This window comes from Arthrobacter sp. K41 (genome assembly GCF_059089645.1).
Window position 1 is genome coordinate 16,222 of record NZ_JBNHEW010000001.1, and the last position, 25,353, is coordinate 41,574.

The window sequence follows — 25,353 nt, forward strand, 5'->3', positions numbered from 1 at the left end:
GAAAAAAGACCCTCAACTCCCGCCGTGTGTATACAGCGGCTCTGCAGGTGCTCGATCCAGCCAATGTACAGGCCGGGTTAACGGCCGCTCCACCGGTATTCGTTCTCCGGCCGGCCCGGCGTGCCGTAGCGGGCTGTCCTGGATACCGTTCCGGCGTCGGCGAGGTACTCCAGGTAGCGGCGCGCGGTGACGCGGGACATGCCCAGCGCGTCCATGACCTCGGTGGCGGAGACGGCGCCGTGCTGCTGCTTTATGAACTCCTGGACCGAAGCCAGGGTGGACACCGAGAGGCCCTTCGGCAGGGGCAGTTCGGAGGGTGCCCGCAGGCTGGCAAACGCCTGGTCCACGTCCGTTTGGGAGGCCCCTGACTTCCCGTACCCGCCTTGCGGTCCGGCCAGTTGCTGCCGGAACTGCTGGTAGCTTGCCAGTTTGTCCGCAAAGGTTGCGTAGGTGAACGGCTTGATCAGGTACTGGACAACACCGATGGCAACGGCGCTGCGGACGATGGCCAGCTCCCGGACTGCTGTAATGGCGATGATGTCTGCAAGTATTCCTGCTGCCCTCATCCGGCGGGCAATGTCCAGGCCATGGAGGTCGGGCAGGTTCATGTCCAGCAAAACAAGTTCCACCGGGTTTCCCGCGGCGGCGAATTCGTTCAGCAACCGCAGGGCTGACTGGCCGTCGGGGGCGGTGCCGGCGAGTTCGAAGCCTGGCAGCCGCCCCACGTAGGCTGCGTGCGCGGCGGCTGCGATGGCCTCGTCCTCCACAACGAGGACCCGGATGATGCTCATTGTTGGTGCTCCTTCTGTGCCGGCATTGCTGCGGGGAGGAACACCTCGAACTTGGCGCCCCGCCGTCCATTAATGGCAAGGCTGCCTCCCAGGCGCTGGACCGCCTGCCGTACCAGGGCGAGCCCAATGCCCCGGCCGCCGGGGCCTGCCGGTTTGGTGCTGTACCCGTGCCGCAAAATGTTCTCCGCTGCGGCCTGATCGATGGCGGGGCCGGAATCATGGACTGTGATGTCCAGTCCTTCCTCGTCGGACTCCACCGTGAGCTCCACCCGGCGCGGCGGCGGGCCGTCCGCCGCCGCGTCCATGGCGTTGTCCAGCAGGTTACCAAGGATGGTCACCAGGTCCTGGACGGCGATTCCGGCAACGCTGGCTGAGCCGAGGGTTGCCACATCCAGCTGCACCCCGCGTTCGTGGGCTTCAGCCACCTTGCCCATCACCAGGGCGCCAACAACGGGCTCATCCACGGAGCTGAGCATGTCATCGGTCAGCTGCTGGCTAAGCTCCAGGTCCTTGGTGGCGAAGGCCAGGGCCTCCTGGGTGCGGCCCAGTTCCAGCAGGGAAACCATGGTGTGCAGCCGGTTGGCGTGTTCGTGCGTCTGGGCCCGGAGGGCATCGGAGAGGGTGCGCATTGTTTCCAGCTCGCTGCCAAGGGCTTCTATTTCTGTGCGGTCCCGCAATGTTGCCACGGTGCCGTACACGGGCGTTCTGCCGCGGCTGCCCGGGGATCCGGGCCCCTTGGCGGGACCCTGGTTGACCACCAGGATGCGCGAACCGGTCAGGATGATCTCGTCCTTGGCGCTTCGCCCGGACTCGAAGAGCGTCCGGAGCCCCTCCTCGAGCGGCAAGTCGGCCAGCGAGGGCGGACGGGCAGGGTCTTTGCTGGCGGGTCCTTCCAGGCCCAGCAGTTCCGCCGCCTGGTCGTTGTACATCACCACCTGGCCCTTTGTGTCGATGAGGATCAGTCCCTCCCGTACGGAATGCAGCACCGATTCGTAGTATGCAAACAGTTGGGCAAGCTGCTCCGGCCCCCAGCCGCGGGTGACCCGGCGGAGGTAGCGGCCCAGCAGCCACGACGCGAGGGAGCCCCCAACCAGCAGGGCCAGGCCGATGGCCAGGAGGGCGGGCAGGCGCCCGGCGAGGGCCACATCGATGGTCCGCACAGTCACGCCGACAGACACCATAGCCTTCACCGCTCCCGTGCCGTCCTTGACTGGAACGATGGAGCGGACTGATGGCCCAAGGGTTCCGGCCACCACCTCAGTGAAGGCCTCGCCGCGAAGCGCGGCCTCGATGGAACCAATGTAGGGCCGTCCGATTTCCTGGTTCCGGGGATGCGTCCACCGCGTCCGGTCCGGCGCCATGATGGTGATGAAGTCCACGCCGGTTGCCGCCATGACGTTATTGGCAAACGGCTGGAGGGTGGGGGACGGGTTTGGGGAAGCGGCCGCTTCCAACACCAGCGGACTGGCTGCGATGGCAGCTGCTATTCCCGCCATCCGCTGCCCCGCTTCGTCATAGGTGCGGTCGCGGGCGTCCACATACGTGGCCGTGCCAACCACGGCGATGAACGCCGCCACAATCAGCAGGTTCGCCACGAAGAGCCGTCGGGCGATACTCCAGCGGTGGATCATCTGTACCTCCCACGACCAATATGAACGCAACGGTGAGCTGGATCACCACGTGCCCAATGATGGATATCACACCGGAGGACGCGTAGAGCCCAGAGATTGTGCCGCAGCGTCTATCAGATTATCCAAAGGAGACACATCATGGCTTCTCAACGAGGAGAGTCGCTTGACACCGTGGGGACGCGGCGCAAGGGCATCGACAAATCGCATTACCTCTACATCGCCGTTATCGCCGCCGTCATCCTCGGCGCACTGGTCGGCCTGATGTTCCCTGAGGTTGGCAAATCCCTCAAGCCGCTCGGCGACGGGTTCATCAAGCTCATTAAGATGATGATCGCTCCGGTGATCTTCTGCACCATCGTCCTGGGCATCGGCTCCATCGCCAAGGCGGCCACGGTGGGCAAAGTGGGCGGCCTGGCGCTCGGTTACTTCGTCGCGATGTCGACGTTCGCGCTCGCGATCGGCCTGGTGGTGGGCAACCTGATCCACCCGGGCGAGGGCCTGAAGCTGGCGCCGTACGATCCCAACAAAAAGGCAGAGGTCGACAGCACCGTCGCCTTCCTGCTCAACATCATCCCGGGCGATATTCCGGTCCTGCCGACGCTGTTCGCCGCCATCCTCGTTGGCTTCGCGCTTCAGAAGATGGGCCCGCAGGGCGCGCCGATCCTCAAGGCCATCGGCCACGGCCAGGTACTGGTCTTCCGCATCCTGATCATGATCATGTGGCTCGCCCCCGTCGGCGCCTTCGGTGCCATCGCCGCCGTAGTTGGCGCCACCGGCTTCCAGGCCATCGTCAGCATGTTCACCCTGATGGCCGCCTTCTACATCACCTGCGCCCTGTTCATCGTCATTATCCTGGGCGGCCTGCTCAAGGTGGTTACCGGGGTCAACATCTTCAAGCTGATGAAGTACCTGGGCCGGGAGTACCTGCTCATCTTCTCCACGTCCTCCTCCGAAGCTGCCCTGCCCCGCCTGATCGCCAAGATGGAACACCTCGGCGTCTCCAAGCCTGTCGTCGGCGTCACGGTACCCACCGGCTACTCCTTTAACCTGGACGGCACGGCCATCTACCTGACCATGGCCTCTCTCTTCGTTGCCAACGCCATGGGAACCCCGCTGGACCTCGGCGCACAGATCTCCCTGCTGGTCTTTATGATCATCGCTTCCAAGGGCGCCGCCGGCGTCACCGGCGCCGGCCTGGCCACCCTTGCCGCCGGCCTGCAGGCACACAAGCCGGAACTGCTGGGCGGCGTGGGCATGATTGTCGGCATCGACCGGTTCATGTCCGAGGCCCGTGCCCTCACCAACTTCACCGGCAACGCTGTGGCCACCATCCTGATCGGCACCTGGGTCAAGGAAATCGACGGCGCCCAGGTGGACGACGTCCTCTCCGGCCGCGAACCGTTCGACGAGGCAACCATGATGGCGCACCACCACGGCGAGGTGGCGCACAAGGAAGAAGGAGCCCGGACGGTTCCCGCCAGCGCCTGATCCTCCTTACGGCGGAAGCTCTGCCGACAAGACAAAATTGCCCCCGCAGCCTTCGCTGCGGGGGCGGTTTTGTCTTGTTGCGGGCCAACCTTCGACCTCAGCTAGAGGGTCAAGGCTCAACATCCGCAGAAAGTCAAGTTGCCTCGAATACCGTGTCGGGCGCTGTAACCTTGGGAAGAAGAAGGAGCGTTGCTGGCCAGCCAGCGGCAGGAAATCAACGTCATCGAAAGTGTGGATAGATACGTGAGCAGCGAACAGGGTTCAGCAACTCTGGAGGGCACGCAATTCGACCTGGAAGATGCGGTGATGGGACCCACCGGGCGCCCCTACCGTGAGTTCCCGGAACCAGCGCCCCTGGCCTCCCACGGTCCGGCCCGCGTCATTGCCATGGTCAACCAAAAGGGCGGCGTAGGGAAGACCACCTCCACCATCAACCTCGCGGCAGCACTGGCCGAGTACGGCCGCCGTGTGCTCCTGGTCGACTTTGATCCCCAGGGCGCACTGTCTGCCGGCCTGGGCGTTAATCCGCATGAACTCGACCTCACCGTCTATAACGTGCTGATGGACCGCAAGGTGGACATCCGTGACGCCATCCACCAGACAGGCGTGGAAAACGTGGACCTCCTGCCCGCAAACATCGACCTTTCCGCGGCGGAAGTCCAGTTGGTCAACGAGGTGGCCCGCGAGCAGGTCCTCGACCGTGCCCTCAAAAAAGTGGAGGACGATTACGATGTCGTCCTCATCGACTGCCAGCCGTCCCTTGGCCTCCTGACCGTCAACGCCCTCACCGCCGCGCACGGCGTCATCATTCCGCTCATCTGCGAGTTCTTCGCCCTGCGCGCCGTTGCGCTACTGGTGGAGACCATCGACAAGGTCCAGGACAGGCTTAACCCGCGCCTGCAGGTGGACGGTGTTCTGGCCACCATGTACGACGCCCGGACGCTGCACAGCCGCGAGGTCATCACCCGCCTGGTGGAGGCCTTCGGGGACAAGGTTTTCGAAACCGTCATCAAGCGCTCCATCAAGTTCGCGGACGCTACTGTCGCAGCAGAACCGATCACCAGCTACGCGGGCAACCACGTGGGTGCCGACGCCTACCGCAGGCTGGCCAAGGAGCTGATTTCGCGCGGCGGCGCACCGTAGCCACCCGGTGGCCGAATCAAAACCCGGCTTCGAGGTACGGCTTGCCAACTTCACAGGACCCTTCGACCTCCTGCTGGGACTGATTGCAAAGCACCAGCTGGACATCACCGAGGTAGCCATTGCCACGGTGACCGACGAGTTCATCAAGTACATCCGGAACCTGCAGAAACTGGGCGAAGAGTGGGCCCTGGACGAGGCCAGTGAGTTTCTGGTCATCGCGGCCACGCTGCTGGACCTCAAAGCCGCCCGGCTGCTCCCTGCCGGGGAGGTCGAGAACGATGAAGACATCGCGCTGCTGGAAGCCAGGGACCTGCTCTTCGCCCGGTTGCTCCAGTACAAGGCCTTCAAGCACGTCGCGGGCCTTTTGGGCGAAACCCTGCAGCAGGAGGCCGAGCGCTTTCCCCGGCAGGTGGCACTGGAGGGACACTTCGCCGCCATGCTTCCCGAGCTCGTCTGGAAGCACACTCCTCAACAGTTTGCCCGCATGGCTGAGGCCGCCCTGCTGCCGAAGGCCCCAAAGCCAACAGAAGTCGGCCTGTCACACCTTCATGGGGGCAATGTCAGCGTAAAGGAGCAGGCAGAAGCGATGGGCCTGCGGCTTCAGCTTGAATCACCGCTGACCTTTCGCGCCCTGATCGCCGATGCCGAATCCACCCTGGTGGTTGTTGCGAGGTTCCTTGCCCTCCTGGAACTGTTCCGGGACAAGGCTGTTTCCTTCGACCAACTGTCCCCGCTCGGGGACCTGGCTGTTTATTGGACTGCCAGAAAGGCGGAATGGTCTGCCGAAAACCTGAGCGAAGAATTTGAGGAGCAGCTGTGACTGAGCAGCGAACAAAAGCGGCCCCCGCTGCGGGGCCGGACATTGAAAGTCTTCCCGGCGGGGCCAAGGCCGCCCTTGAGGCGGTACTTATGGTCATCGACCAGCCGGCCTCGGAGGAAGAACTGGCGGCAGGACTTGACCTTCCCCTTGCCACCGTCGCTGCCCTGCTCGCAGAACTTCAGCGGGAGTATAGCGGCTATACTGTTAAAGCCCCGGATTTGGATCAAGCCAGTGGAACTGGTCTAGGCTCCAGCCCCCGGGGTTTTGAATTGCGGAAAGTCGCCGGTGGCTGGCGGATCTACTCCCGTACGGAGTTTGCGCACATCGTGGGCAAATATGTGCTGGAGGGCCAGACGGCCAGGCTTACCCAGGCCGCCTTGGAAACGCTGGCGGTCATTGCATACCGCCAGCCGGTATCCAGGGCCAGGGTGTCCGCAATCAGGGGAGTCAATGTTGACTCTGTCGTACGGACGCTTGCCCAGCGCGGACTGATCGAGGACTCGGGAACGGATCCAGAGTCCGGCGCCATCCTCTACCGGACCACTTCATATTTCCTGGAACGGATGGGGATCGGCTCGGTGGCTGAGCTGCCGCAGCTGTCCCCGCATCTGCCGGGGCTGGACGGCATCGCAGAGTTCTACGACACCGAAGGAACGTAGCCAGGGCGTAACCCCGGGCTGCACGCAAGAGTACTCACAAGGGCAGATTATTTCTGCAGGGCTGGCTAGGGTTGTCCATGGACACCCAGCCGGTCAACATATCGAAGGACGGGTCATGACACAGGCGGGACGCCAGGGTTCACCACGTAACGGTTCGGGACGCAACGGTTCGGAACGAAACTCATCACAGCGCAGCACCTCCCAGGGCGGCAAGCCGGGCGGCGGTTTCCGCGGCGGGGCCCCAAAGCGCGGTGCCGGATTCGGCAGCGACCGCCCGCACCGCGCACCCAAGCCCCGCGAGGAGCGCTTCATCGATCCGGACGAGGCTGCTGCCGGTGCCCAGCCGGGCCGTGGAGCAACGGATCCAAAATCCGCCAAACCCTCTTCACGGAAGCCTGCCGCCCGCAAGCCCGGCGCGAAGAAAGCACCAGGGACCCCGGGAGCCCTCAAGCCAAAACCGCGCACTGGCGCGCCGGGAGCAGCAGCTTCCCGTGCTTTCGGCAGCGAACGCTTCGGCCAGAACCTGGGTCCGGTCCGCCGGCCCTCCCGCAGGAAAGCCCCGCGGGGCGAGGTTCCCCAGTCCGAACTCCATGATGCCGACGGCGTCCGCCTGCAGAAAGTCATGGCCTCCGCCGGCGTCGCGTCACGCCGTGTCTGCGAGGAAATGATTGCCGAGGGCCGGGTGGAGGTGGACGGCCAGGTAGTCACCGAGCTCGGCGTCCGCATCGACCCCAAAACCGCTGTCATCCACGTTGATGGACTCCGGATCCAGCTCGACGAGAACCTGGTGTACATGGTGTTCAACAAGCCCAAGGGCGTTGTTTCCACCATGGAGGATCCCGAGGGCCGCCCCTGCATCAGCGACTTCCTCCGCCACCAGCAGGGCGAACGCCTGTTCCACGTGGGCCGGCTCGACGTCGCTACCGAGGGCCTGCTGCTGCTGACCAACGACGGCGAACTCGCCAACCGCCTGACGCACCCCTCCTACGAGGTGCCCAAGACGTACCTGGTCCAGGTCCGGGGCCCCTTCCCGCAGGGCATTGGTGCCAAGCTCAAGGAAGGTGTGGAACTTGAGGACGGTTTCGCGTCAGTGGATTCCTTCCGGCTCGTGGATTCCACTCCCGGCCACGTCCTGATCGAAGTAGTGCTGCACTCCGGCAAGAACCGCATTGTCCGCCGCCTGTTCGACGCCGTCGGATTCCCGGTACTGCGGCTGGTCCGCGTCAAGGTAGGTCCCATCGGCCTGGGTGACCAGCGCCAGGGAAGCATCCGCAACCTTGGCAAGCAGGAAGTCGGCCATCTGCTGGCGTCCGTAGGGCTCTAGGGCATGTCCGCTTTCCACAGCCAGGGCCGCGGGCACCTGGACGGTCCCGTGGTGGTCCTCGGCACGGGGCTGCTGGGCACCAGCATCGGGTTGGGCCTGCGCGGCCGGGGTGTGCCGGTTTTCCTTTCCGACCCTTCGCCTACCAACCAGGCTGTTGCCGTGGACATTGGCGCGGGCCAGCCCTTGGCCGGGCTTGCCGGCCCCAGCCCGCAGCTGGTGGTTGTCGCAGCACCGCCGGACGTCACGGCCGATGTTGTGGCAAAGGCGCTGGCTGATTACCCGCACTCCGTGGTTGTGGACATCGCAAGTGTCAAGGCGGAAATCCTCGCTGCGCTGCGCAGCCGCGGCGTGGATCTTTCCCGCTACGTTGGCACGCATCCTATGGCCGGGCGGGAAAAGTCCGGCCCCGTTGCAGCCCGCGGAGAGCTATTCACCTCGATGCCATGGGTAGTGTGCCCCTCGGAGGAAACGTCCGGCGCTGCCCTTCAGACCGCCCGCTCACTGGCTACGGACCTGGGGGCGGTTGTTTCCCAGTTCACTGCTGACGAACACGATGAAGCCGTGGCCCTGGTATCGCATTTGCCGCAGGTCATGTCATCGCTTTTGGCCAGCCGGCTGCAGGGAACCCCGATGCACGCATTGTCCCTTGCAGGCAACGGACTGCGGGATGTCACCCGGATCGCCGCGAGTGATCCTTCCCTCTGGGTCCAGATCCTGGGCGGCAACGCGGCCAAGGTGGTCGAAATCCTCTACGGTGTTCGGGAGGACCTCAACCGCCTTATCAGCACGCTGGAAGAGCCAACAGCCCCGGGCGCCCGGCTTGACCTGGCACAGCTGATGAGTGAAGGCAACGCGGGACAGGCGCGGATTCCGGGCAAGCACGGCGGGCCTCCCCAGGCGTATTCGTGGCTCACCGTCCTGGTGGACGACAAGCCGGGTCAAATTGCCCGGCTCCTCACCGAGATCGGCGAGATCGGCGTGAACCTCGAGGACCTGCGCCTGGACCACTCGTCAGGCCAAAACGTGGGTATGGTGGAAATCTCCGTGTTGCCGAACAAGCATGACCACCTGATCGAAGCACTCAACGACCGCGGATGGCGGGTACTCCAGTAATGACACAAGAACTCCTTGACACCGTGCCTGCGCTTCGCGTCGGCAGGCCGTTGGTGGTTGCCATCGACGGGCCGTCGGGTTCCGGCAAGTCCAGCGTCAGCAAGGAAGTGGCCCGCAGGCTCCGGCTTGCCTACCTGGACACCGGCGCAATGTACCGGGCTCTTACCTGGTACTGCGTTAACCAGGGCATCGACCTTGACGACGGCGCGGCGGTGGAGCAGGCGTCCAGGGACCTGGTCCTGGCCCTGAGCACCAGCCCGCAGGAGGAGTACGTCCGCGTGGGCGGGGTTGACGTTACGGATGCCATCCGTGAACCTGCCATCTCCTCGGCAGTCAGTGCCGTTGCCACCACCCTGGGGGCGCGGACGGAGCTCATCCGTCGCCAGCGCGAACTGATCGACAAGCACCACCGCCGAATGGTGGTGGAGGGCAGGGACATCACCACCGTCGTCGCCCCCGGTGCTGAGGTGCGCATGCTGCTGACGGCCAGCGAAGAAGCACGGCTGCGCCGGCGCGGAATCCAGCTAGGCGGTACACAAAACGCCGAGCAGCTGGCCGCACAGGTAACGCACCGTGACGCCAAGGACTCCACGGTGGTCAACTTCACGCAGGCCGCTTCCGGCGTAGTGACCCTCGATTCTTCCGATCTGGACTTCGACCAAACAGTTGCCGCGGCCCTCGTGATTGTGACCAAGGTTTTGAACCGTGACTGATACCACCGCGGCCAAGCCCAGGCCGGACATCCCATCCGCCTGGACCATGGCCTGGAGCAGGCCCGTCGGCTGGATCCTGGACCACCTGGTCTACCGGACGTCGGTCACTGGCCGGGACAACGTTCCCACCGGCGGTCCCGTCATTTTCGCAGGCAACCACATCAGCTTCCTGGACGGACCGGTGATGTTCGGGGCGTCGCCGCGCCCCATGCACATCCTGGTGAAACAGGAGATGTTCAAGGGCTTTCTTGGCGGGGTGCTGACCGCATCCGGCCAGTTGCCCGTGGACCGGTCAGGTGACCGTGCGGCACTGCAACGCTGCAGGGACGTGCTGGACTCCGGCCGTTGCGTCGGGATCCTTCCCGAAGGTACGCGGGGGAGCGGGGCAGCCGCTGACATCAATGGCGGCGTGGCCTGGCTTGCGTTGAACTCCGGCGCTCCGGTAGTGCCGGTGGCCATCCTGGGCACCCGCAAGGGGGACGAGCACCTGGATTCGGTTCCGCGGCCGGGCAGGCGGTTCCATGTCAGCTTCGGAAATGCGCTGACGCTGACACGAAGGGCCGGTGAAAGCGGCCGGGCTTCCCTGGACCGGGCGGCCCTGGAGATCCGGGCGGCATTATCGGGGCACGTGCAGGACTCCATCCAGCTCACAGGCCAGCCCCTGCCGGATGCACACTTTTCTAAAGATTTCACAGCAGTAGCCGGGACGCCGGCAGATGACCACTAAGGACGATGCAATGAGCGACACAACCCAGAATTCCGGCCACACCGGCGCCGGCGACGACGAATACATCCCCTCCGGCGCGGACCAGGTGGCCGAACGGCTGGCCGCGATAGACGACGACGAGGCCGAGCTCCGTGCTGCCTCGCTCCGGGCGGGCCTGGAGGACTACGACCTTGACGAGGACGACGCCGCGCTGCTCAGCGGCGAATACGACGACGAGGACTATGAAGGCCCGGTCAAGCTCGATCCCGTCCTGGCCATCATCGGGCGCCCCAACGTCGGCAAGTCCACCTTGGTCAACCGCATCCTGGGCCGCCGCGAAGCCGTAGTGGAGGACACCCCCGGCGTTACCCGCGACCGCGTGATGTACTCCGCCAACTGGAACGGCCGCAACTTCACCCTGGTGGACACCGGCGGCTGGGAGCACGACGCGCGGGGCATTCACGCGCGGGTGGCCGACCAGGCGGAAATGGCCGTGGAACTTGCAGACGCAGTCCTCTTCGTGGTTGATTCCGCTGTGGGTGCCACCGCCACCGACGAAGGTGTGATGAGGATGCTGCGCCGCAGCAAGAAGCCGGTCATCATGGTGGCCAACAAGGTTGACGACTTCGCCCAGGAAGCCGACTCCGCCACGTTGTGGGGCCTCGGCTTCGGCGAGCCGTATCCGGTCTCTGCGCTGCATGGCCGTGGCGTGGCCGACCTTTTGGACCATGTCATGGACGTCCTCCCCGAGTTCTCCACGATCGAAGGATTGGAACGCTCCGGCGGCCCCCGCAGGATTGCGCTGATCGGGCGCCCCAACGTGGGCAAGTCTTCACTGCTGAATAAGCTGGCCGGCACCGAGCGAGTGGTGGTGGACAACACCGCCGGCACAACCCGTGATCCCGTGGACGAATTTATCGAACTTGGCGGCCGCACCTGGCGGTTCGTGGACACTGCAGGCATCCGCCGCCGCCAGCACATGGCCCAGGGCGCGGACTACTACGCCTCCCTGCGCACGCAGGCCGCGCTCGAGAAGGCCGAGGTCGCCGTCGTGCTCCTCGCCGTGGACGAAGTCCTCAGCGAGCAGGACGTCCGGATCCTCCAGCTCGCCATCGAATCGGGCCGCGCCATGGTGCTCGCCTTCAACAAGTGGGACCTGCTCGACGACGAACGCCGGCGTTACCTCGAACGTGAAATTGAGCAGGACCTGGCCCATGTTGAGTGGGCGCCCCGCGTCAATATCTCGGCCAAGACCGGCTGGCACAAGGACCGCCTGGTTCCGGCACTGGACCTGGCGCTGGAAAACTGGGACAAGCGCATCGCCACAGGCCGCCTTAATGCCTTCCTCGGCGAACTCGTGGCCGCGCACCCGCACCCTGTCCGCGGCGGCAAGCAGCCGCGCATCCTTTTCGGCACCCAAGCCTCAAGCAGGCCGCCAAAATTCGTGCTGTTCACAACCGGATTCCTGGACCCCGGCTACCGCCGCTTCATCACCCGCAGGCTGCGGGAAACCTTCGGTTTCGAGGGCACTCCCATCGAGGTCAACATGCGGGTGCGGGAAAAGCGCGGCAAGAAGCGCTGATTCCGGTGATCTTTGCGACACGGGAGACCTGGAAGGCCGGAAAGTGTCACTGGCACCCTCCGGAATCGTGTAAGCTCTTCTAGGTGGTTCGGCCGGACTGCTGGTGAGAATCCTCGGGGAAATCCTGGATTATGCACAGCGGAGAACGGCGGAACCAGCGGGCTGTAGCGCAGCTTGGTAGCGCACTTGACTGGGGGTCAAGGGGTCGCAGGTTCAAATCCTGTCAGCCCGACCACAAAGGCCGGAACCACGCGGAAACGCGTGGTTCCGGCCTTTTTTGTAGCCACTGTCCAGCATCGGGACATTCACTCAAGGCTTGGCAGCGCCCAGCCGACAGTATTCCTGGGCGCTGCCAAGAGGGCCTTTTCAGCCCTTATGTGGAGGCGTCGCGAGAGCACCCCACGCTTCGGTTGTCAGTACCTCACCAAGTAGATGTAGATGACGAACTTCCACTCTCCCTTGTAATTCTTGTACCAGGCGCGGTGGTACTTGCCGTGGCAGTCCTTGTCGTAGTGGTTGTGGACGTAAACATACTTATAGTTGCCGTCCCAGGCGCGATCATGCTTGTGGCCGTTGTAGTCGTGGCCATGGTGGTGGCGGGCATGTTCGTGCCTGTCCCGGTCCCTGTCGTTGTGGTGCTTGTGATACGACGACTTACGGTCGTCGTCCTTGTAATCGCCGGCAGAAGCGGCGCCAGCCGTCCCACCGAGAATCAGGCCGGTGGCCAGGACGGTGGAGCCGAGGAGGCGGGATACTTTGTTCATTGCACTTTCCTTACGTGATCGCATGATCGATACCGCAGGAACGGGAGAGCCGGCAGCGTGGGCACGGCCGTCATTGGGCGCGGTCCACTCCGTTGTTGACTCGCCTGTCTACGGTTTTGTCTCAAGCCCGATCGATGTGCAGGAAGCACCAAGCTTGAGGATGCGAGCGCCCGTACCAATGTTAAACCTGCTACTTCCCCCGGTTTATCTGTTGAGGGGCGCCGTGGGTGATGACTGAACACACGGTAAAGGCCCAGAGAGGCACTTTATGTTCGTATTGAGCGCCGGTTTCTGGACCCTCATGTAATCAGATGCCGTCCGCCGGGTTTGTATGCGGGGGGACGTGCAAACAATGATAAGTCGCTGGGCGCACGCTGTGAAGGCTCGGTGTTCCATTACGCAAAAGTTTCTGCGAATACTTATTCCGCCCCGTTGATTGCGGCGCCGCTGGAAGCCTTCTGCCCAGTTGGGGCCTGCCCGGCCAGTTTCGGCTGCGTGGCACATACTTGCTCCCTGGACCCTGTTGAAACACGCTTTGGTTCCAGGCGCAAGGGAATTAGCAGAAACTACAAATTGGCTGAAGCGCGCGAAGCGCGTTTACTTCAGGAACTTTGACGTCCTGCGGTCGGCGAGGATTTTGCCCTTGGTCTGGCACGTGGGGCAGTACTGCAGGGCGGTATCGGCGAAGGAAACTTCCCGCACGGTGTCGCCGCACACGGGACACGGCTCGCCGGTCCGGGCATGGACCCGCATGTGGCTGCGCTTGACGTCCTTTAGGTCCTTCGGTGGTTTCCCCCGGGCCTCGGCAAGGGCGGTTCCCAGCACACCGTGGATGGAATCATAAAGAACCTGTACCGTCTCACGGTCCAGAGATTTAGCGGTGGCGAAAGGGGAGATCCGGGCAGCGTGAAGTATCTCGTCACTGTAGGCGTTGCCGATGCCGGCGATCACACTCTGGCTCCTCAGGAGGCCCTTGATTTGCTGTGAGCTGGCTGCAAGGATTTCGGCCAGCATGTCGGCGTCGAACGCCTCGGTGAACGGATCCGGCCCGAGCGTTGCGATCCCCGGCACCTCCTGGGGATCCCGCACCACGTAGACGGCCAGGCTCTTTTTCGTACCGGCCTCCGTAAGGTCGATGCCGCGCGGCCCATCCGGGCCCCCGAAGGTAAAGCGCGCCGCGATGTGCCCCTTACCCATCCGCAGCTGGGCGTCGGTGGGAGAGTCGGTAAAACGCACCCAGCCGGCCCTGGCCAGATGGAAAACCAGAGAGATGCTGCCGGTGTCGATGCTGACAAACTTGCCGAAGCGGCGTACGCCCGTCACCGTCCTGCCTTCCAGGGCGGTGAACGGCGGATCTGCCGTTTTGAGGACAGCGAAGGACACGATCTGCACTTTGGTCACCGAGGTTCCCCTTAGATGATCGTCGAGAAATTCAGCCAGGCCGGCCACCTCGGGAAGTTCCGGCATGGCCTACCCCGCTGCTTCCCGGCGTCCCGGAAGGGTGCGTGCGCTCATGCGTCCCATCTTGTCAGAATCCCCGGCGAACGCTCCGGCAGTTGTGCCTATACTTTCAGCGGCGGCCCGTTCGGGCCCCTTTGACATTGGTGTTCCACCCATGAAAGGCCCCTGATGAGCAACATTCCCGAAGACCTGTCCTACACCGCCGAACATGAGTGGGTATCTGCTCCCAATGGCGACGGTGTGGTCCGGGTGGGCATCACCGACTTCGCCCAGGACGCACTGGGTGACGTCGTTTACGCCCAGATGCCGGAAGTGGGCACCAAGATTACGGCAAACGAAGTTGTTGGTGAAGTCGAATCCACCAAAAGCGTCAGTGACATCTACGCGCCCGTCAGCGGCGAAGTGGTGGCCCGGAACGAGTCCCTCGACACTGATTCAGCGCTGATCAACACCGATCCCTACGGCGACGGCTGGCTCATTGAAGTAAAACTCGCCGAAGCGGACGCCGTTGAGTCGCTGCTCAGTGCATCCGAGTACGAACAACAGGTAGGCTAAAAGCTATCCGGTAAATCCGGTTCGGCCAGCTGAGCAGACGGCACGTCTTCGCACGTCAGCGGCCGGATCGGGAGCCGGTGCCGGACCTGCAAGGCAGGCCCGGACGGCAAACGACACTTGCAGGCGTGAGAGCTGCAGCGGAAGAGGAGGAATCCATGGCTGGCCACACAAACAACCCTGCCGATGGGGAATACGGCAATGGTGCGGCCAGGGCGTCGGAGACCACCTCAATCCATCTCACCCCGGTGCGCGATGAACCCACCATCACCCCCAAACTCTCATCCGACGAGCGCAGCTCTGTTGAGGCACTGCCCGCCGGGTCCGCCCTCCTCGTTGCGCACAGCGGACCCAACGCCGGCGCCCGCTTCCTGCTGGACTCGGACGTCACCACCGCCGGCCGGCACCCCGACGCTGATATCTTCCTGGATGACGTCACGGTGTCCCGCAGGCACGTCGAATTCCGCCGCACCGCCCGCAGCTTTGAAGTAGTGGACAAGAACAGCCTGAACGGAACCTACGTAAACCACGACCGCGTGGACAGCGTTGAACTCAAGTCCGGCAGTGAAGTCCAGATCGGCAAGTTCCGCCTCACCTTCTACCTGAGCCCTGCCAGCGCTGCAGGCCGCGCCTGATCCGGGGACCGCTGCCTGTGGCAATGGCACAACCGGAACGCCGCGGACCCCAGGTCCTGAACATCGGCGAAGTCCTCGCTCAGCTCAGCGGGGACTTCCCTGGCATGACAGCGTCAAAAATCCGGTTCCTGGAGGAAAAAGGCCTGATCAATCCCCGCCGCACCCCGGCGGGCTACCGCCAGTATTCCGACGGCGACGTGGAACGCCTGCGCTTTGTCCTGGCTCTGCAGCGGGACCAGTACCTGCCCCTGAAGGTCATCAAGGACTACCTTGATGCCATCGACAGGGGAGAGCGCCCGGAAAACCTGCCGCCCGGCGTCGTGGTGTCCCCGCGCATCGTTTCGGATGAACTGGCGGCAGAACTGCAGAACCGGGGGCGGAAGCTCACCGAAGAGCAGCTCCGCACGGAGTCCGGCGCCAGCGTTCCGCTGCTCCAGGCCCTCCTGAGCTTCGGCCTGATCAGCCACTCCAACGGGCAGTTCGACGAACACGCCCTCCAAGTCGCCAAGGCCTGCGTGCAGCTGGAAAGCCACGGGCTTGAGCCGCGGCACCTCCGGCCCTTCCAGGCTGCTGCCGAAAGGGAGTTCGGCCTGGTGGAGCGCGCCGTTGCGCCCCTTGCTTCACGCAAGGACGCTTCCTCACAGGCGCGGGCAGCGGAGGCAGCCCGCGAAATCAGCGACCTCTGCCTCACCCTGCACCGTGCTCTGGTGCAGGACCACATCTCACGCATGGACATCTGATGATTGAAGTTGAGATCGTAGGCGTTCGGATCGAACTGCCTTCCAACCAGCCGCTGGTCCTCCTGCGGGAGATGCACGGGGAACGCCACGTGCCCATCTGGATCGGCACCCCTGAGGCCAGCGCCATCGCACTCGCCCAACAGGGTGTGGTTCCGCCGAGGCCAATGACACACGACCTCCTGGTGGACGTGGTCGAGTCGCTCGGCCACTCCGTGGTCAGTGTGAACATCGTGGCCGTGGAGGACAACATTTTCTACGGCCAGCTCCAGTTCGAGAACGGCACCACCGTCAGTTCCCGCGCCTCCGACGCCCTCGCCGTCGCCCTCCGTGCAAAATGCCGGATATGGTGTGCCGATTCAGTGATGGACGAAGCCGGCGTCCGGATTACCGAACACGATGAGGGTGAGGACGCAGAGCCCGGCCCCACCGTGGATGAAGAGCGTGAGATGCGCCGCTTCCGTGAGTTCCTGGACGACGTGGAACCGGAGGACTTCGACGGTTAAGGTCACGTTAAGTTTAAAGTTCAGCCTTAGAGTTTCGACACGCCTCTTTCAAAGGCCCAACGTCTTTGACCTCGGGTCCCCGCGGGCCTAACGTCTAAGTATCGAGTTCCCATTGCTTACGGCAGCCGCGCAAGTCACACTGGAAGGTGCGCCCCGCGGAATTACAGGCATGAATTTCATACCTGTTGAGACTGCTGCAGTTCTTCCCGCGGAGCTTATGACAAGGAGGATCCAGGTGAGTCCCAAAGGCGAAGCAGGCGGGCTTAAACAGCCCACGGCCGGTGTTGCTGTGCCCGCAAGCGGTGCCCAGGGCCTCCTGTTCACCGAAGACCTCCCTGTCCTGGACGAGGACGCAGGATACCGGGGCCCCACCGCCTGTAAGGCAGCCGGTATCACCTACCGCCAGCTGGACTACTGGGCGCGCACGGGACTGGTGGAACCCGCGGTCCGCGGCGCCGCCGGCTCGGGATCCCAGAGGCTGTACGGCTTCCGCGACATCCTGGTCCTCAAGGTCGTCAAGCGCCTGCTGGATACGGGGGTATCCCTGCAGCAGATCCGCACGGCCGTGGAGCACCTGCGTGAACGCGGCGTGGAGGACCTGGCACAGATCACGCTGATGAGCGACGGCGCCAGCGTCTACGAATGTACGTCTGCGGACGAAGTCATTGACCTTGTGCAGGGCGGCCAGGGTGTTTTCGGCATCGCCGTCGGACGAGTCTGGCGGGAGGTGGAAGGCAGCCTCGCATCGCTACCGAGCGAGCACGCTGAGCAGTCCTTTCCCGACGACGAACTGAGCAAGCGACGGGCTGCCCGCAAGATCAGCTGAGGCCTGCCCCGCACCCTTTTGTGTACTGCAGAGGCCGCTCTCCCGAGGGGAGGGCGGCCTCTGCTGCGTTTCTTAGCGTACCCGGCTGCGCAAGCCGCTTCCGACCGCCATCACGTTGGCCAGCAGGTCATCGAACAGGGCTGCGGCGGCCTTGGCGGACTCACCGGGCCAGTGGTGCACCGGATGGGCAGCACCCTGGATCTGCTGCCAGTTCGCCTGCTCCGGTATCCGGGGGCTGAGGAGGAGCTCGCCGAACATAGACTCCATTTCGGCCAGCCGGTAGCTGTGCTCGGAGGATCCCGAGCGCACCCGGTTGGCGATGATGCCGGCGGGGGACAGGTTGGGCGCGAATTCCTGCCGGAAAAGCTGGATGGCCCTCATGGTGCGCTCGGTCCCGGCAACGGAAAACAGTCCGGGCTCGGCAACAAGGGCCACCTTGTCGCTGGCTGACCATGCCATCCGGGTCAGGCCGTTGAGGGATGGCGGGCAGTCGATCAGGACCAGCCCGTAGTTCTCCGCGGAGCCCAGCACCGTGGAAAGCCGGCGCAGATCGCGGCGGCTGAGATCGGGGCGGTCGTAGATGCCCGTGTAGGCAGAGCCGACGGCGACGTCCAGGACCGCCGGACCGGAACCGTTGGAACCGGCCTTAGCCGTCCAGCTGCTGCCAACAACGTTCTCAGTGAGCTTGGCGCGGCGGGGGCTCTTGAGCATCCTGCCGATGTCCAGCTGGTCACCGGGCTGCACGCCCAGGGCGGTGGTCGCGTCTGCGTGGGGATCAAGATCCACCACCAGCGTACGGACGCCCGCGGCAAGGGCTGCAGATGCCAATCCGGTGGTGACTGAAGTCTTGCCGACTCCACCCTTGAGGCTGCTGATGCTGACTACTTGCACTTGAGAGACCAAAACCTAACGCCGGATGCCGTGTTGGGAGTAATGTTTGCTCCGGCAGTGCCGAAGCCGGACGGTCCTGCCGCCCTACACATCATATGTGGATGCGTCGGCGAATCCTGCTTTATCAGGCGTTGGCATGGCACCGACTATGCTGCCAGGGCGGTTTCTGCCCGGCCCGACAGAAGGGCACGGGACATGACGGGGAAATCTGTGATGGTGGCCACAAAGATTTGTGTTTGTCCTTGCGGGTCCTAGACACTGTGACCACTCACCGATCCACCCGCAATGATGCAGGAGAAGTATGTTTTCCAAAGTTCTGGTGGCCAACCGCGGCGAAATCGCGATCAGGGCCTTCCGCGCCGGCTACGAGCTGGGCGCTAAGACCGTTGCTGTGTTCCCCAATGAGGACAGGAACTCGATCCACCGCCAGAAAGCGGACGAGGCCTACCTGATTGGCGAAGAGGGACATCCTGTCCGGGCTTACCTTGACGTCGCTGAGGTGGTGCGGGTGGCAAAGGAGTCCGGCGCGGACGCCATTTACCCCGGCTATGGTTTCCTTTCGGAAAATCCGGACCTGGCGCGCGCGGCCAAGGAGGCAGGCATCACCTTTGTAGGCCCGCCGGCCGAGGTTCTGGAACTTGCGGGTAACAAGGTGGCGGCACTGAAGGCAGCCCGCGACGCCGGTGTCCCCGTGCTGAAGTCCAGCGCCCCCTCCAAGGACCTGGACGAGCTCATTGCGGCTGCCGATGAAATCGGCTTCCCCATCTTCGCCAAAGCCGTGGCCGGCGGCGGCGGACGCGGCATGCGCCGGGTGGACACCCGCGAGGCACTGCCGGAGGCGTTGCAGTCCGCCATGCGTGAGGCCGATGCGGCCTTCGGCGATCCCACCATGTTCCTCGAGCAGGCCGTACTGCGGCCGCGGCACATCGAAGTGCAGATCCTGGCTGACGCCGAGGGCAACGTGATGCACCTCTTCGAGCGTGACTGCTCCATTCAGCGCCGCCACCAGAAAGTCATTGAAATCGCCCCGGCCCCAAACCTGGACGAAGGCATCCGGCAGGCCCTATACCGCGACGCCGTCAAGTTTGCCAAGGCCTTGAACTACGTCAACGCCGGCACCGTGGAGTTCCTCGTTGACACCGTGGGTGAGCGCGCCGGCCAGCACGTCTTCATTGAGATGAACCCGCGCATCCAGGTGGAGCACACTGTCACCGAAGAAGTCACCGACGTCGACCTCGTGCAGGCACAGATGCGCATTGCCGCCGGCGAAACGCTTGCGGACCTCGGGCTTTCCCAGGACGCCGTAAAGCTGCGGGGCGCGGCACTGCAGAGCCGCATCACCACCGAGGACCCGGCGAACGGCTTCCGCCCCGACGTCGGAAAGATCACCGGCTACCGTTCCGCCGGTGGGGCCGGTGTACGGCTCGACGGCGGCACTGTCTACTCCGGTGCCGAGATCAGCCCCCACTTCGACTCCATGCTTGTTAAGCTCACCTGCCGCGGCAGGGACTACCCGTCAGCCGTCGCCCGTGCCCGCCGTGCCCTTGCCGAATTCCGCATCCGCGGTGTCTCCACGAACATCTCGTTCCTGCAGGCGGTGCTTGACGACGCCGACTTCATCGCCGGCGACGTCGCTACGAACTTCATCGACGAGCGCCCGCAGCTGCTTAAGGCACGGGTCTCGGCTGACCGCGGAACCAAACTCCTCACGTGGCTGGCTGAAGTAACAGTCAACAAGCCGAACGGCGAGCTGACCGTGCACTCGAATCCTGCCAGCAAGCTGCCGTCCGTGAAGGACAAGCAGCCGGCAGCCGGCTCACGGCAGAAGCTTCTTGAGCTGGGCCCTGAGGGCTTCGCCAAGGCTCTGCGCGAACAGAACGCCGTAGCCGTCACGGACACCACCTTCCGGGATGCCCACCAGTCACTCCTGGCCACCCGCGTCCGTACCCGTGACCTGGTGGCCGCCGGTCCCGCGGTCACCGCACTTATGCCGGAGCTGCTTTCCGTAGAGGCCTGGGGCGGTGCCACCTATGACGTCGCCCTCCGGTTCCTCGGCGAAGACCCTTGGGACCGGCTCGCCGCGCTGCGCCAGGCGCTTCCGAACGTGTGCATCCAGATGCTCCTGCGCGGACGCAACACCGTGGGCTACACGCCCTACCCGGAAGAGGTCACAGAAGCGTTCGTCAACGAGGCTGCGGCAACGGGCATCGACATCTTCCGTATCTTCGATGCGCTGAATGATGTCAGCCAGATGGCACCGGCCATCCGCGCTGTCCGGGCAACAGGCACCGCCGTCGCCGAAGTGGCGCTGTGCTACACCGGAGACATGCTGGACCCTGAAGAGAAGCTCTACACGCTGGACTACTACCTGGAGCTCGCGCAAAAGATCGTGGACGCGGGAGCCCACATCCTGGCGATCAAGGACATGGCGGGCCTGCTCCGACCCGCGGCCGCGGCGAAACTGGTTTCGGCCCTGCGGGAGCGTTTCGACCTGCCGGTGCACCTGCACACGCACGACACCGCAGGCGGCCAGTTGGCCACCCTGCTGGCCGCCGTGGATGCCGGTGTGGACGCAGTGGACGTGGCCTCCGCATCGCTGGCCGGAACCACCAGCCAGCCCTCGGCCTCCGCCCTGGTTGCAGCACTGGCGCACACTCCGCGGGACACTGGCCTCAGCCTCGCCGCCGTCAGCTCGCTGGAGCCGTACTGGGAAGCGGTCCGCCGCGTCTACGCCCCGTTCGAGTCCGGCCTTCCGGGCCCCACCGGGCGTGTGTACCAGCACGAGATTCCCGGCGGGCAGCTTTCAAACCTCCGCCAGCAGGCCATGGCCCTGGGGCTGGGGGAGCGCTTCGAAGCGATCGAGGACATGTACACCGCCGCTGACCGCATCCTCGGCCACCTGGTCAAGGTCACGCCGTCATCCAAGGTGGTGGGCGACCTCGCCCTGCACCTCGTAGGCCTGAACGCCGATCCTGCGGACTTCAACGAAAACCCGCAGAACTACGACATCCCGGATTCCGTGATCGGATTCCTCTCCGGTGAACTGGGTGACCCTCCCGGTGGCTGGCCTGAGCCGTTCCGCACCAAGGCCCTCCAGGGCCGGAGCGTGAAGGTCCGCGACGTGGAGCTCAGCGCCGAAGACAGCGCCGCCCTGAAGTCCGATTCGAAGACCCGGCAGCACACGCTGAACCGGCTGCTCTTCGACGGGCCCACCAAGGATTACCTGAAGAGTGTGGAGACCTACGGCAACATCTCGGTTCTGGACACGCGCGATTACCTCTACGGGCTCCAGCGCGGCCAGGAGCACGAGATCCAGCTGGAAAAGGGTGTGCGGCTGATCGCGTCCCTCGAAGCTGTATCCGAGCCTGACGAAAAGGGCATGCGCACAGTGATGTGCACCCTAAACGGCCAGTCCCGGCCTGTAGTGGTCCGGGACCGTTCGGTGGTCAGCAACGTCAAGGCCGCCGAGAAAGCCGACCCCGCCCAGCCCGGCCACGTCGCGGCCCCCTTCGCCGGTGCCGTCACGGTGACGGTCAAGCCCGGCGACGCCGTGAACGTGGGCGACACCGTAGCCACCATCGAAGCCATGAAGATGGAAGCGTCCATCACGACGCCGGTAGCCGGCAAGGTTGGGCGGCTCGCCATTTCCTCGGTTGAGCAGGTCCAGGGCGGAGACCTGCTGCTGGTGATTGAGCAGTAACCGGGTAACTGATTGAAAAGGAGAGGGTCCCCGGGCGGGGACCCTCTCTTCTCTTTCCAGCGAAGCCGGCCGCCGCTGGACCGGGGGCCCGCATGCAGGCGGGCCACGGTCCGGCAGCGTGCGTAAAAGGGGCCCCGCGCCCAGGCTCGCCGCGAAGCGGCCTCAGCCGGGCGCGGGGAATAGCACGCAGAGGATTGCGGCCTGCCGGCCCAGCACGTGGGAGTTATTGGCGTGGGGCCGCGTACATCTCTTCGATGACCGTTTCGAAGTCCTTCATCACCTGGGCGCGCTTGACCTTCATTGAGGGTGTCAGGTGTCCGGAGGCTTCGGTGAAGTCGGCGGGAACGATCCGGAAGGACTTGATGGCCTCGGCCTGGGACACCGAGGCGTTTGCTGCGGTGATCAGGTCCTGGACGGCGGCCTTCACGACGGAGTTGTTGGCCGCCTCCTCGAGGGAGGTGTTGGCCGGAAGGTTGTGGCGCTGCAGCCAGCCGGGCAGGGCTTCCTGGTCCAGGGTGACAAGGGCTCCGATGAAGGGCCTGTTGTCGCCGACCACCAGCACCTGGGACACCAGGGCATCGGCGCGGATCTGGTCCTCCAGCAGTGCCGGGATGACGTTCTTGCCGCCGGCGGTGACGATGATTTCCTTCTTGCGGCCGGTGATCCACACGAAGCCGTCGTCGTCGAGGCGGCCGATGTCCCCGGTGCGGAACCATCCGTCGGCGAAGGTCTCCGAGGTCAGGTCCTCCCGCTTGTAGTAGCCGCGCATCACGCAGACGCCCTTGGCGAGGATTTCCCCGTCCTCGGCAATCCTGACGGCATTTCCGGGCAGTGGCTTGCCGACGGATCCGATCTTGATCAGGGACGGGGTGTTGACGGAAATGGGGGCCGTGGTTTCGGTCAGGCCGTAGCCCTCGAGGACCTGCAGGCCGATGCCCTGGAAGAAGTGGCCCAGGCGTTCACCCAGGGGGCCGCCTCCGGAGACGGCGTGCGCAACGTGCCCGCCCATGGCCGCGCGCAGCTTGCTGTACACCAGTTTGTCGAAAAGGGCGTGGCGGAGCTTGAGGCCAAGGCCCACCCGCCCGCTCTGGCGCGCTTTGGAGAAGGCGATGGCGGTGTCCGCGGCCCTATGGAATATGGCGCCCTTGCCGCCGTCCTCTGCCTTGGTCAATGCCGAGTTGTAGACCTTTTCGAAGACGCGCGGCACGGCAAGGATGAAGGTGGGCTCGTAGCTTTGCAGGTCCGCGAGCAGGTTCTTGATGTCGGGCGTGTGGGCCACTGTTGTTCCGGCAGCCATCGCCAGGACGGAGATAAAGCGTGCGAAAACATGGGCCAGCGGCAGGAACATAATGGTCTTCGCGTTTTCATGGACGATTTCGCCGATGATTGCAAGGGCGTTGTCCGAGAGTTCAACGAAGTTTCCGTGCGTGAGCTCGCAGCCTTTGGGACGGCCAGTGGTGCCGGAGGTGTAGATGATCGTGGCGACGTCGTCCAGGCTGGCGGTAGCGCGCCGTGCCTCAAGGTCTGCGTCGCTGACCCCGCGGCCGGCTTCGCGCAGGGCATCCAGGCCCTGGCCTTCCAGTTGCCACACGTGCTGGAGTGTTGTGAGCCCTTCGGCGGTCACGGCCTGGCGGATCACGTCCTCATGGTGCGCCGCCTCGCCGAAGGCTGCCACCGCACCGGAATCCCCGAGGTTCCAGGCCACCTGGGAGGGGGATGAAGTTTCATAGATTGGAACGGATACTGCTCCCGCAAACCAGATGGCAAAATCCACCAGGGCCCACTCGTAGCGGGTGCGGGACATGATTCCTACCCGGTCACCCGGCGCCACGCCGCTTGCCATCAGCCCCTTGGCCAGGGCCGAGACGTCGGCCAGGAAGTCCGTAGCTGAGATGTCCTGCCAGGCGCCGGCGGAGTCGAGCCGCGAAAACAGTGCAGGGTTGCTGGGCTTTGCGGCCTGCCGCAACACCAGGTCAGTGATGTTGGTTTCCCGTGGGACAACAACAAGAGGCGGAACACTGAATTCGCGCACTATAGCTCCTTTGATATCCGAAGACCCGCGCAGGGTATGCCTAAAGACTAGTACGCCTGTAACGGGCCGTGCAGTAAACAAAACTACTGACCAGTAACTTGGGCGTCAATGGTGCCGGCGGGACATGCGGGGCTGCCTCCTCTGTCTCCGCAACCGCAAGCCTAGAATTGTTGACTATGTATGTACCGCCACCCGGCGAACAGGCCGGACCGCTCCGACGACCAGTTCCCTGGAGGCGGCGCCCGGCTACCGGCCCGACCAGGCTGCGTCACGGTGAAGGCTTCCGGGAACACCTGCGCCTTGGGCGAAAAGGCCTGGCCATCGGCATCGACATCGGCGGAACCAAGGTGGCTGCCGGCGTCGTGGATGCCGAGGGCAGGATTCTCAACGAGGCGCGCCGCTCAACGCCGGGCACGGACCCGCGGGCAGTGGAACAGGTCATCGTTGAACTCGTGGCGGAACTTGGCCGGGGGCACCGGATCTGGTCCGTGGGGATCGGCGCTGCGGGATGGATGGACCTCGACGGCGGCACTGTGCTCTTCAGCCCGCACCTCGCCTGGCGGAACGAACCTCTGCGGGAAAACCTGCAGCGCCTCCTGCGCCGTCCCGTCCTGCTCACGAACGACGCCGATGCCGCTGCCTGGGCGGAGTGGCGCTTTGGCGCCGGCCAGGGCGAGGACCGGCTGGTGTGCATCACCCTGGGCACGGGAATCGGCGGCGCCATGGTGATGGACGGGCGGGTGGAACGGGGCAGGTTCGGCGTGGCCGGCGAGTTCGGCCATCAGATCATCATGCCGGGCGGGCACCGCTGCGAGTGCGGCAACCGGGGGTGCTGGGAGCAGTATGCATCCGGAAATGCGCTGGGGCGCGAAGCCCGCATCCTGGCGCGGGCGAACTCCCCGGTGGCCCAGGACCTGCTGGCAGCCATGGGTGGCAATCCCGACATCATCACCGGGGCAGTCGTCACAGAGCTCGCCCTGGCAGGTGATGCCGCTTCCCGTGAACTGATCGATGAAGTAGGTGGGTGGCTGGGTCTCGGCCTGGCCAACCTGGCGGCCGCACTGGATCCCGGCCTGTTCGTTATTGGCGGCGGCCTTTGTTCCGCCGGGGACCTGCTGGTGGAACCCGCCCGCAAAGCATTTTCCCGCAACCTCACCGGCCGTGGCTTCCGCCCTGCCGCCGGCATTCAGTTGGCGGCACTGGGACCGAATGCAGGGCTGATCGGGGCGGCGGACCTCTCCCGCGTGAGCAGCAGGTTACGTGCTTAGGGTATTAGCGG

22 protein-coding genes and 1 tRNA gene are annotated in these 25,353 nt (G+C 64.5%); 17 read left to right on the forward strand and 6 right to left on the reverse strand.

All coding sequences use genetic code 11. The features are described 5' to 3' along the window. Window positions 1–77: 77 nt before the first annotated feature. Both AC5RTE_RS00085 and AC5RTE_RS00090 read right to left on the reverse strand, forming a co-directional pair. Entirely contained in the window at window positions 78–791 is a 714-nt protein-coding gene (locus tag AC5RTE_RS00085; RefSeq protein ID WP_494039392.1) for a response regulator, read from the reverse strand. Further along, window positions 788–2,422: a sensor histidine kinase gene (locus tag AC5RTE_RS00090; protein ID WP_494039393.1), complete on the reverse strand. Its 1,635-nt coding sequence runs from the start codon at window positions 2,420–2,422 to the stop codon at window positions 788–790. The genes AC5RTE_RS00085 and AC5RTE_RS00090 overlap by 4 nt, the downstream gene beginning before the upstream one ends. Window positions 2,423–2,560: 138 nt before the next feature. Here AC5RTE_RS00090 and AC5RTE_RS00095 point away from each other — a divergent pair, with 138 nt between their 5' ends. The 10 genes from AC5RTE_RS00095 to AC5RTE_RS00140 all read left to right on the forward strand — a co-directional run bounded on the left by AC5RTE_RS00095 (window position 2,561) and on the right by AC5RTE_RS00140 (window position 12,205). Next, complete coding sequence (locus tag AC5RTE_RS00095; RefSeq protein WP_494039394.1) at window positions 2,561–3,910, forward strand: cation:dicarboxylate symporter family transporter; 1,350 nt, start codon at window positions 2,561–2,563, stop codon at window positions 3,908–3,910. 243 nt (window positions 3,911–4,153) lie between these two features. Then, the gene (locus tag AC5RTE_RS00100; protein WP_104045332.1) at window positions 4,154–5,053 is read left to right on the forward strand and encodes a ParA family protein; all 900 of its coding nucleotides are present in this window, start codon (window positions 4,154–4,156) and stop codon (window positions 5,051–5,053) included. Between the two features lie 7 nt (window positions 5,054–5,060). Beyond that, window positions 5,061–5,873, forward strand: a complete 813-nt coding sequence (locus tag AC5RTE_RS00105) for a segregation and condensation protein A (RefSeq protein WP_494039395.1) — start codon at window positions 5,061–5,063, stop codon at window positions 5,871–5,873. Continuing rightward, window positions 5,870–6,532 (forward strand): SMC-Scp complex subunit ScpB, encoded by a 663-nt coding sequence (gene scpB, locus AC5RTE_RS00110; protein WP_494039396.1) that lies wholly within the window; start codon window positions 5,870–5,872, stop codon window positions 6,530–6,532. The genes AC5RTE_RS00105 and scpB overlap by 4 nt, the downstream gene beginning before the upstream one ends. Window positions 6,533–6,647: 115 nt before the next feature. Continuing rightward, window positions 6,648–7,856 (forward strand): pseudouridine synthase, encoded by a 1,209-nt coding sequence (locus tag AC5RTE_RS00115; RefSeq protein ID WP_494039397.1) that lies wholly within the window; start codon window positions 6,648–6,650, stop codon window positions 7,854–7,856. Window positions 7,857–7,859: 3 nt separating this feature from the next. Beyond that, window positions 7,860–8,969 carry a prephenate dehydrogenase gene (locus AC5RTE_RS00120; protein WP_494039398.1) on the forward strand — a complete coding sequence of 370 codons (1,110 nt, stop codon included), beginning with the start codon at window positions 7,860–7,862 and terminating at the stop codon, window positions 8,967–8,969. After that, on the forward strand, window positions 8,969–9,682 hold the full coding sequence (gene cmk, locus AC5RTE_RS00125; RefSeq protein WP_494039399.1) for a (d)CMP kinase: 714 nt from the start codon (window positions 8,969–8,971) through the stop codon (window positions 9,680–9,682). Before AC5RTE_RS00120 ends, cmk begins: the two co-directional genes overlap by 1 nt. 46 nt (window positions 9,683–9,728) lie before the next feature. Beyond that, window positions 9,729–10,409 (forward strand): lysophospholipid acyltransferase family protein, encoded by a 681-nt coding sequence (locus AC5RTE_RS00130; RefSeq protein WP_494040118.1) that lies wholly within the window; start codon window positions 9,729–9,731, stop codon window positions 10,407–10,409. Window positions 10,410–10,419: 10 nt separating this feature from the next. Next, a complete protein-coding gene (gene der / locus AC5RTE_RS00135) occupies window positions 10,420–11,970 on the forward strand; it encodes a ribosome biogenesis GTPase Der (protein WP_494039400.1) in 1,551 nt (516 codons plus the stop codon). Window positions 11,971–12,128: 158 nt separating this feature from the next. Next, window positions 12,129–12,205: transfer RNA gene (locus tag AC5RTE_RS00140), tRNA-Pro, on the forward strand. A 178-nt stretch (window positions 12,206–12,383) separates the two neighbouring features. Here AC5RTE_RS00140 and AC5RTE_RS00145 read toward each other — a convergent pair. Both AC5RTE_RS00145 and AC5RTE_RS00150 read right to left on the reverse strand, forming a co-directional pair. Further along, window positions 12,384–12,734, reverse strand: a complete 351-nt coding sequence (locus tag AC5RTE_RS00145; protein ID WP_494039401.1) for a hypothetical protein — start codon at window positions 12,732–12,734, stop codon at window positions 12,384–12,386. Window positions 12,735–13,331: 597 nt separating this feature from the next. Next, the gene (locus tag AC5RTE_RS00150; protein WP_494039402.1) at window positions 13,332–14,201 is read right to left on the reverse strand and encodes an Fpg/Nei family DNA glycosylase; all 870 of its coding nucleotides are present in this window, start codon (window positions 14,199–14,201) and stop codon (window positions 13,332–13,334) included. Window positions 14,202–14,363: 162 nt separating this feature from the next. Between AC5RTE_RS00150 and gcvH the strand changes: the two genes are divergently transcribed. The 5 genes from gcvH to AC5RTE_RS00175 all read left to right on the forward strand — a co-directional run bounded on the left by gcvH (window position 14,364) and on the right by AC5RTE_RS00175 (window position 17,451). Next, window positions 14,364–14,750 (forward strand): glycine cleavage system protein GcvH, encoded by a 387-nt coding sequence (gcvH, locus tag AC5RTE_RS00155; RefSeq protein ID WP_494039403.1) that lies wholly within the window; start codon window positions 14,364–14,366, stop codon window positions 14,748–14,750. A gap of 155 nt (window positions 14,751–14,905) precedes the next feature. Beyond that, the gene (locus AC5RTE_RS00160; protein WP_494039404.1) at window positions 14,906–15,382 is read left to right on the forward strand and encodes an FHA domain-containing protein; all 477 of its coding nucleotides are present in this window, start codon (window positions 14,906–14,908) and stop codon (window positions 15,380–15,382) included. A 23-nt stretch (window positions 15,383–15,405) separates the two neighbouring features. Next, a complete protein-coding gene (ftsR, locus tag AC5RTE_RS00165; protein ID WP_494039405.1) occupies window positions 15,406–16,122 on the forward strand; it encodes a transcriptional regulator FtsR in 717 nt (238 codons plus the stop codon). Beyond that, window positions 16,122–16,625 carry a bifunctional nuclease family protein gene (locus AC5RTE_RS00170; protein ID WP_494039406.1) on the forward strand — a complete coding sequence of 168 codons (504 nt, stop codon included), beginning with the start codon at window positions 16,122–16,124 and terminating at the stop codon, window positions 16,623–16,625. The genes ftsR and AC5RTE_RS00170 overlap by 1 nt, the downstream gene beginning before the upstream one ends. 235 nt (window positions 16,626–16,860) lie before the next feature. Continuing rightward, window positions 16,861–17,451 (forward strand): MerR family transcriptional regulator, encoded by a 591-nt coding sequence (locus AC5RTE_RS00175; RefSeq protein ID WP_494039407.1) that lies wholly within the window; start codon window positions 16,861–16,863, stop codon window positions 17,449–17,451. A gap of 72 nt (window positions 17,452–17,523) precedes the next feature. On the opposite strand, the gene AC5RTE_RS00180 is transcribed toward AC5RTE_RS00175, so the two are convergent. Beyond that, window positions 17,524–18,342, reverse strand: coding sequence for a ParA family protein (locus AC5RTE_RS00180; protein WP_494039408.1), 819 nt, complete (start codon window positions 18,340–18,342; stop codon window positions 17,524–17,526). Window positions 18,343–18,643: 301 nt separating this feature from the next. Between AC5RTE_RS00180 and AC5RTE_RS00185 the strand changes: the two genes are divergently transcribed. Beyond that, window positions 18,644–22,042, forward strand: coding sequence for a pyruvate carboxylase (locus tag AC5RTE_RS00185; RefSeq protein WP_494039409.1), 3,399 nt, complete (start codon window positions 18,644–18,646; stop codon window positions 22,040–22,042). 223 nt (window positions 22,043–22,265) lie between these two features. Here the strand turns inward: AC5RTE_RS00185 and AC5RTE_RS00190 are convergent, their stop codons facing one another. After that, window positions 22,266–24,074, reverse strand: a complete 1,809-nt coding sequence (locus tag AC5RTE_RS00190; protein ID WP_494039410.1) for an AMP-dependent synthetase/ligase — start codon at window positions 24,072–24,074, stop codon at window positions 22,266–22,268. 176 nt (window positions 24,075–24,250) lie between these two features. Between AC5RTE_RS00190 and AC5RTE_RS00195 the strand changes: the two genes are divergently transcribed. Then, entirely contained in the window at window positions 24,251–25,342 is a 1,092-nt protein-coding gene (locus AC5RTE_RS00195) for an ROK family glucokinase (RefSeq protein ID WP_494039411.1), read from the forward strand. Window positions 25,343–25,353: the final 11 nt, after the last annotated feature.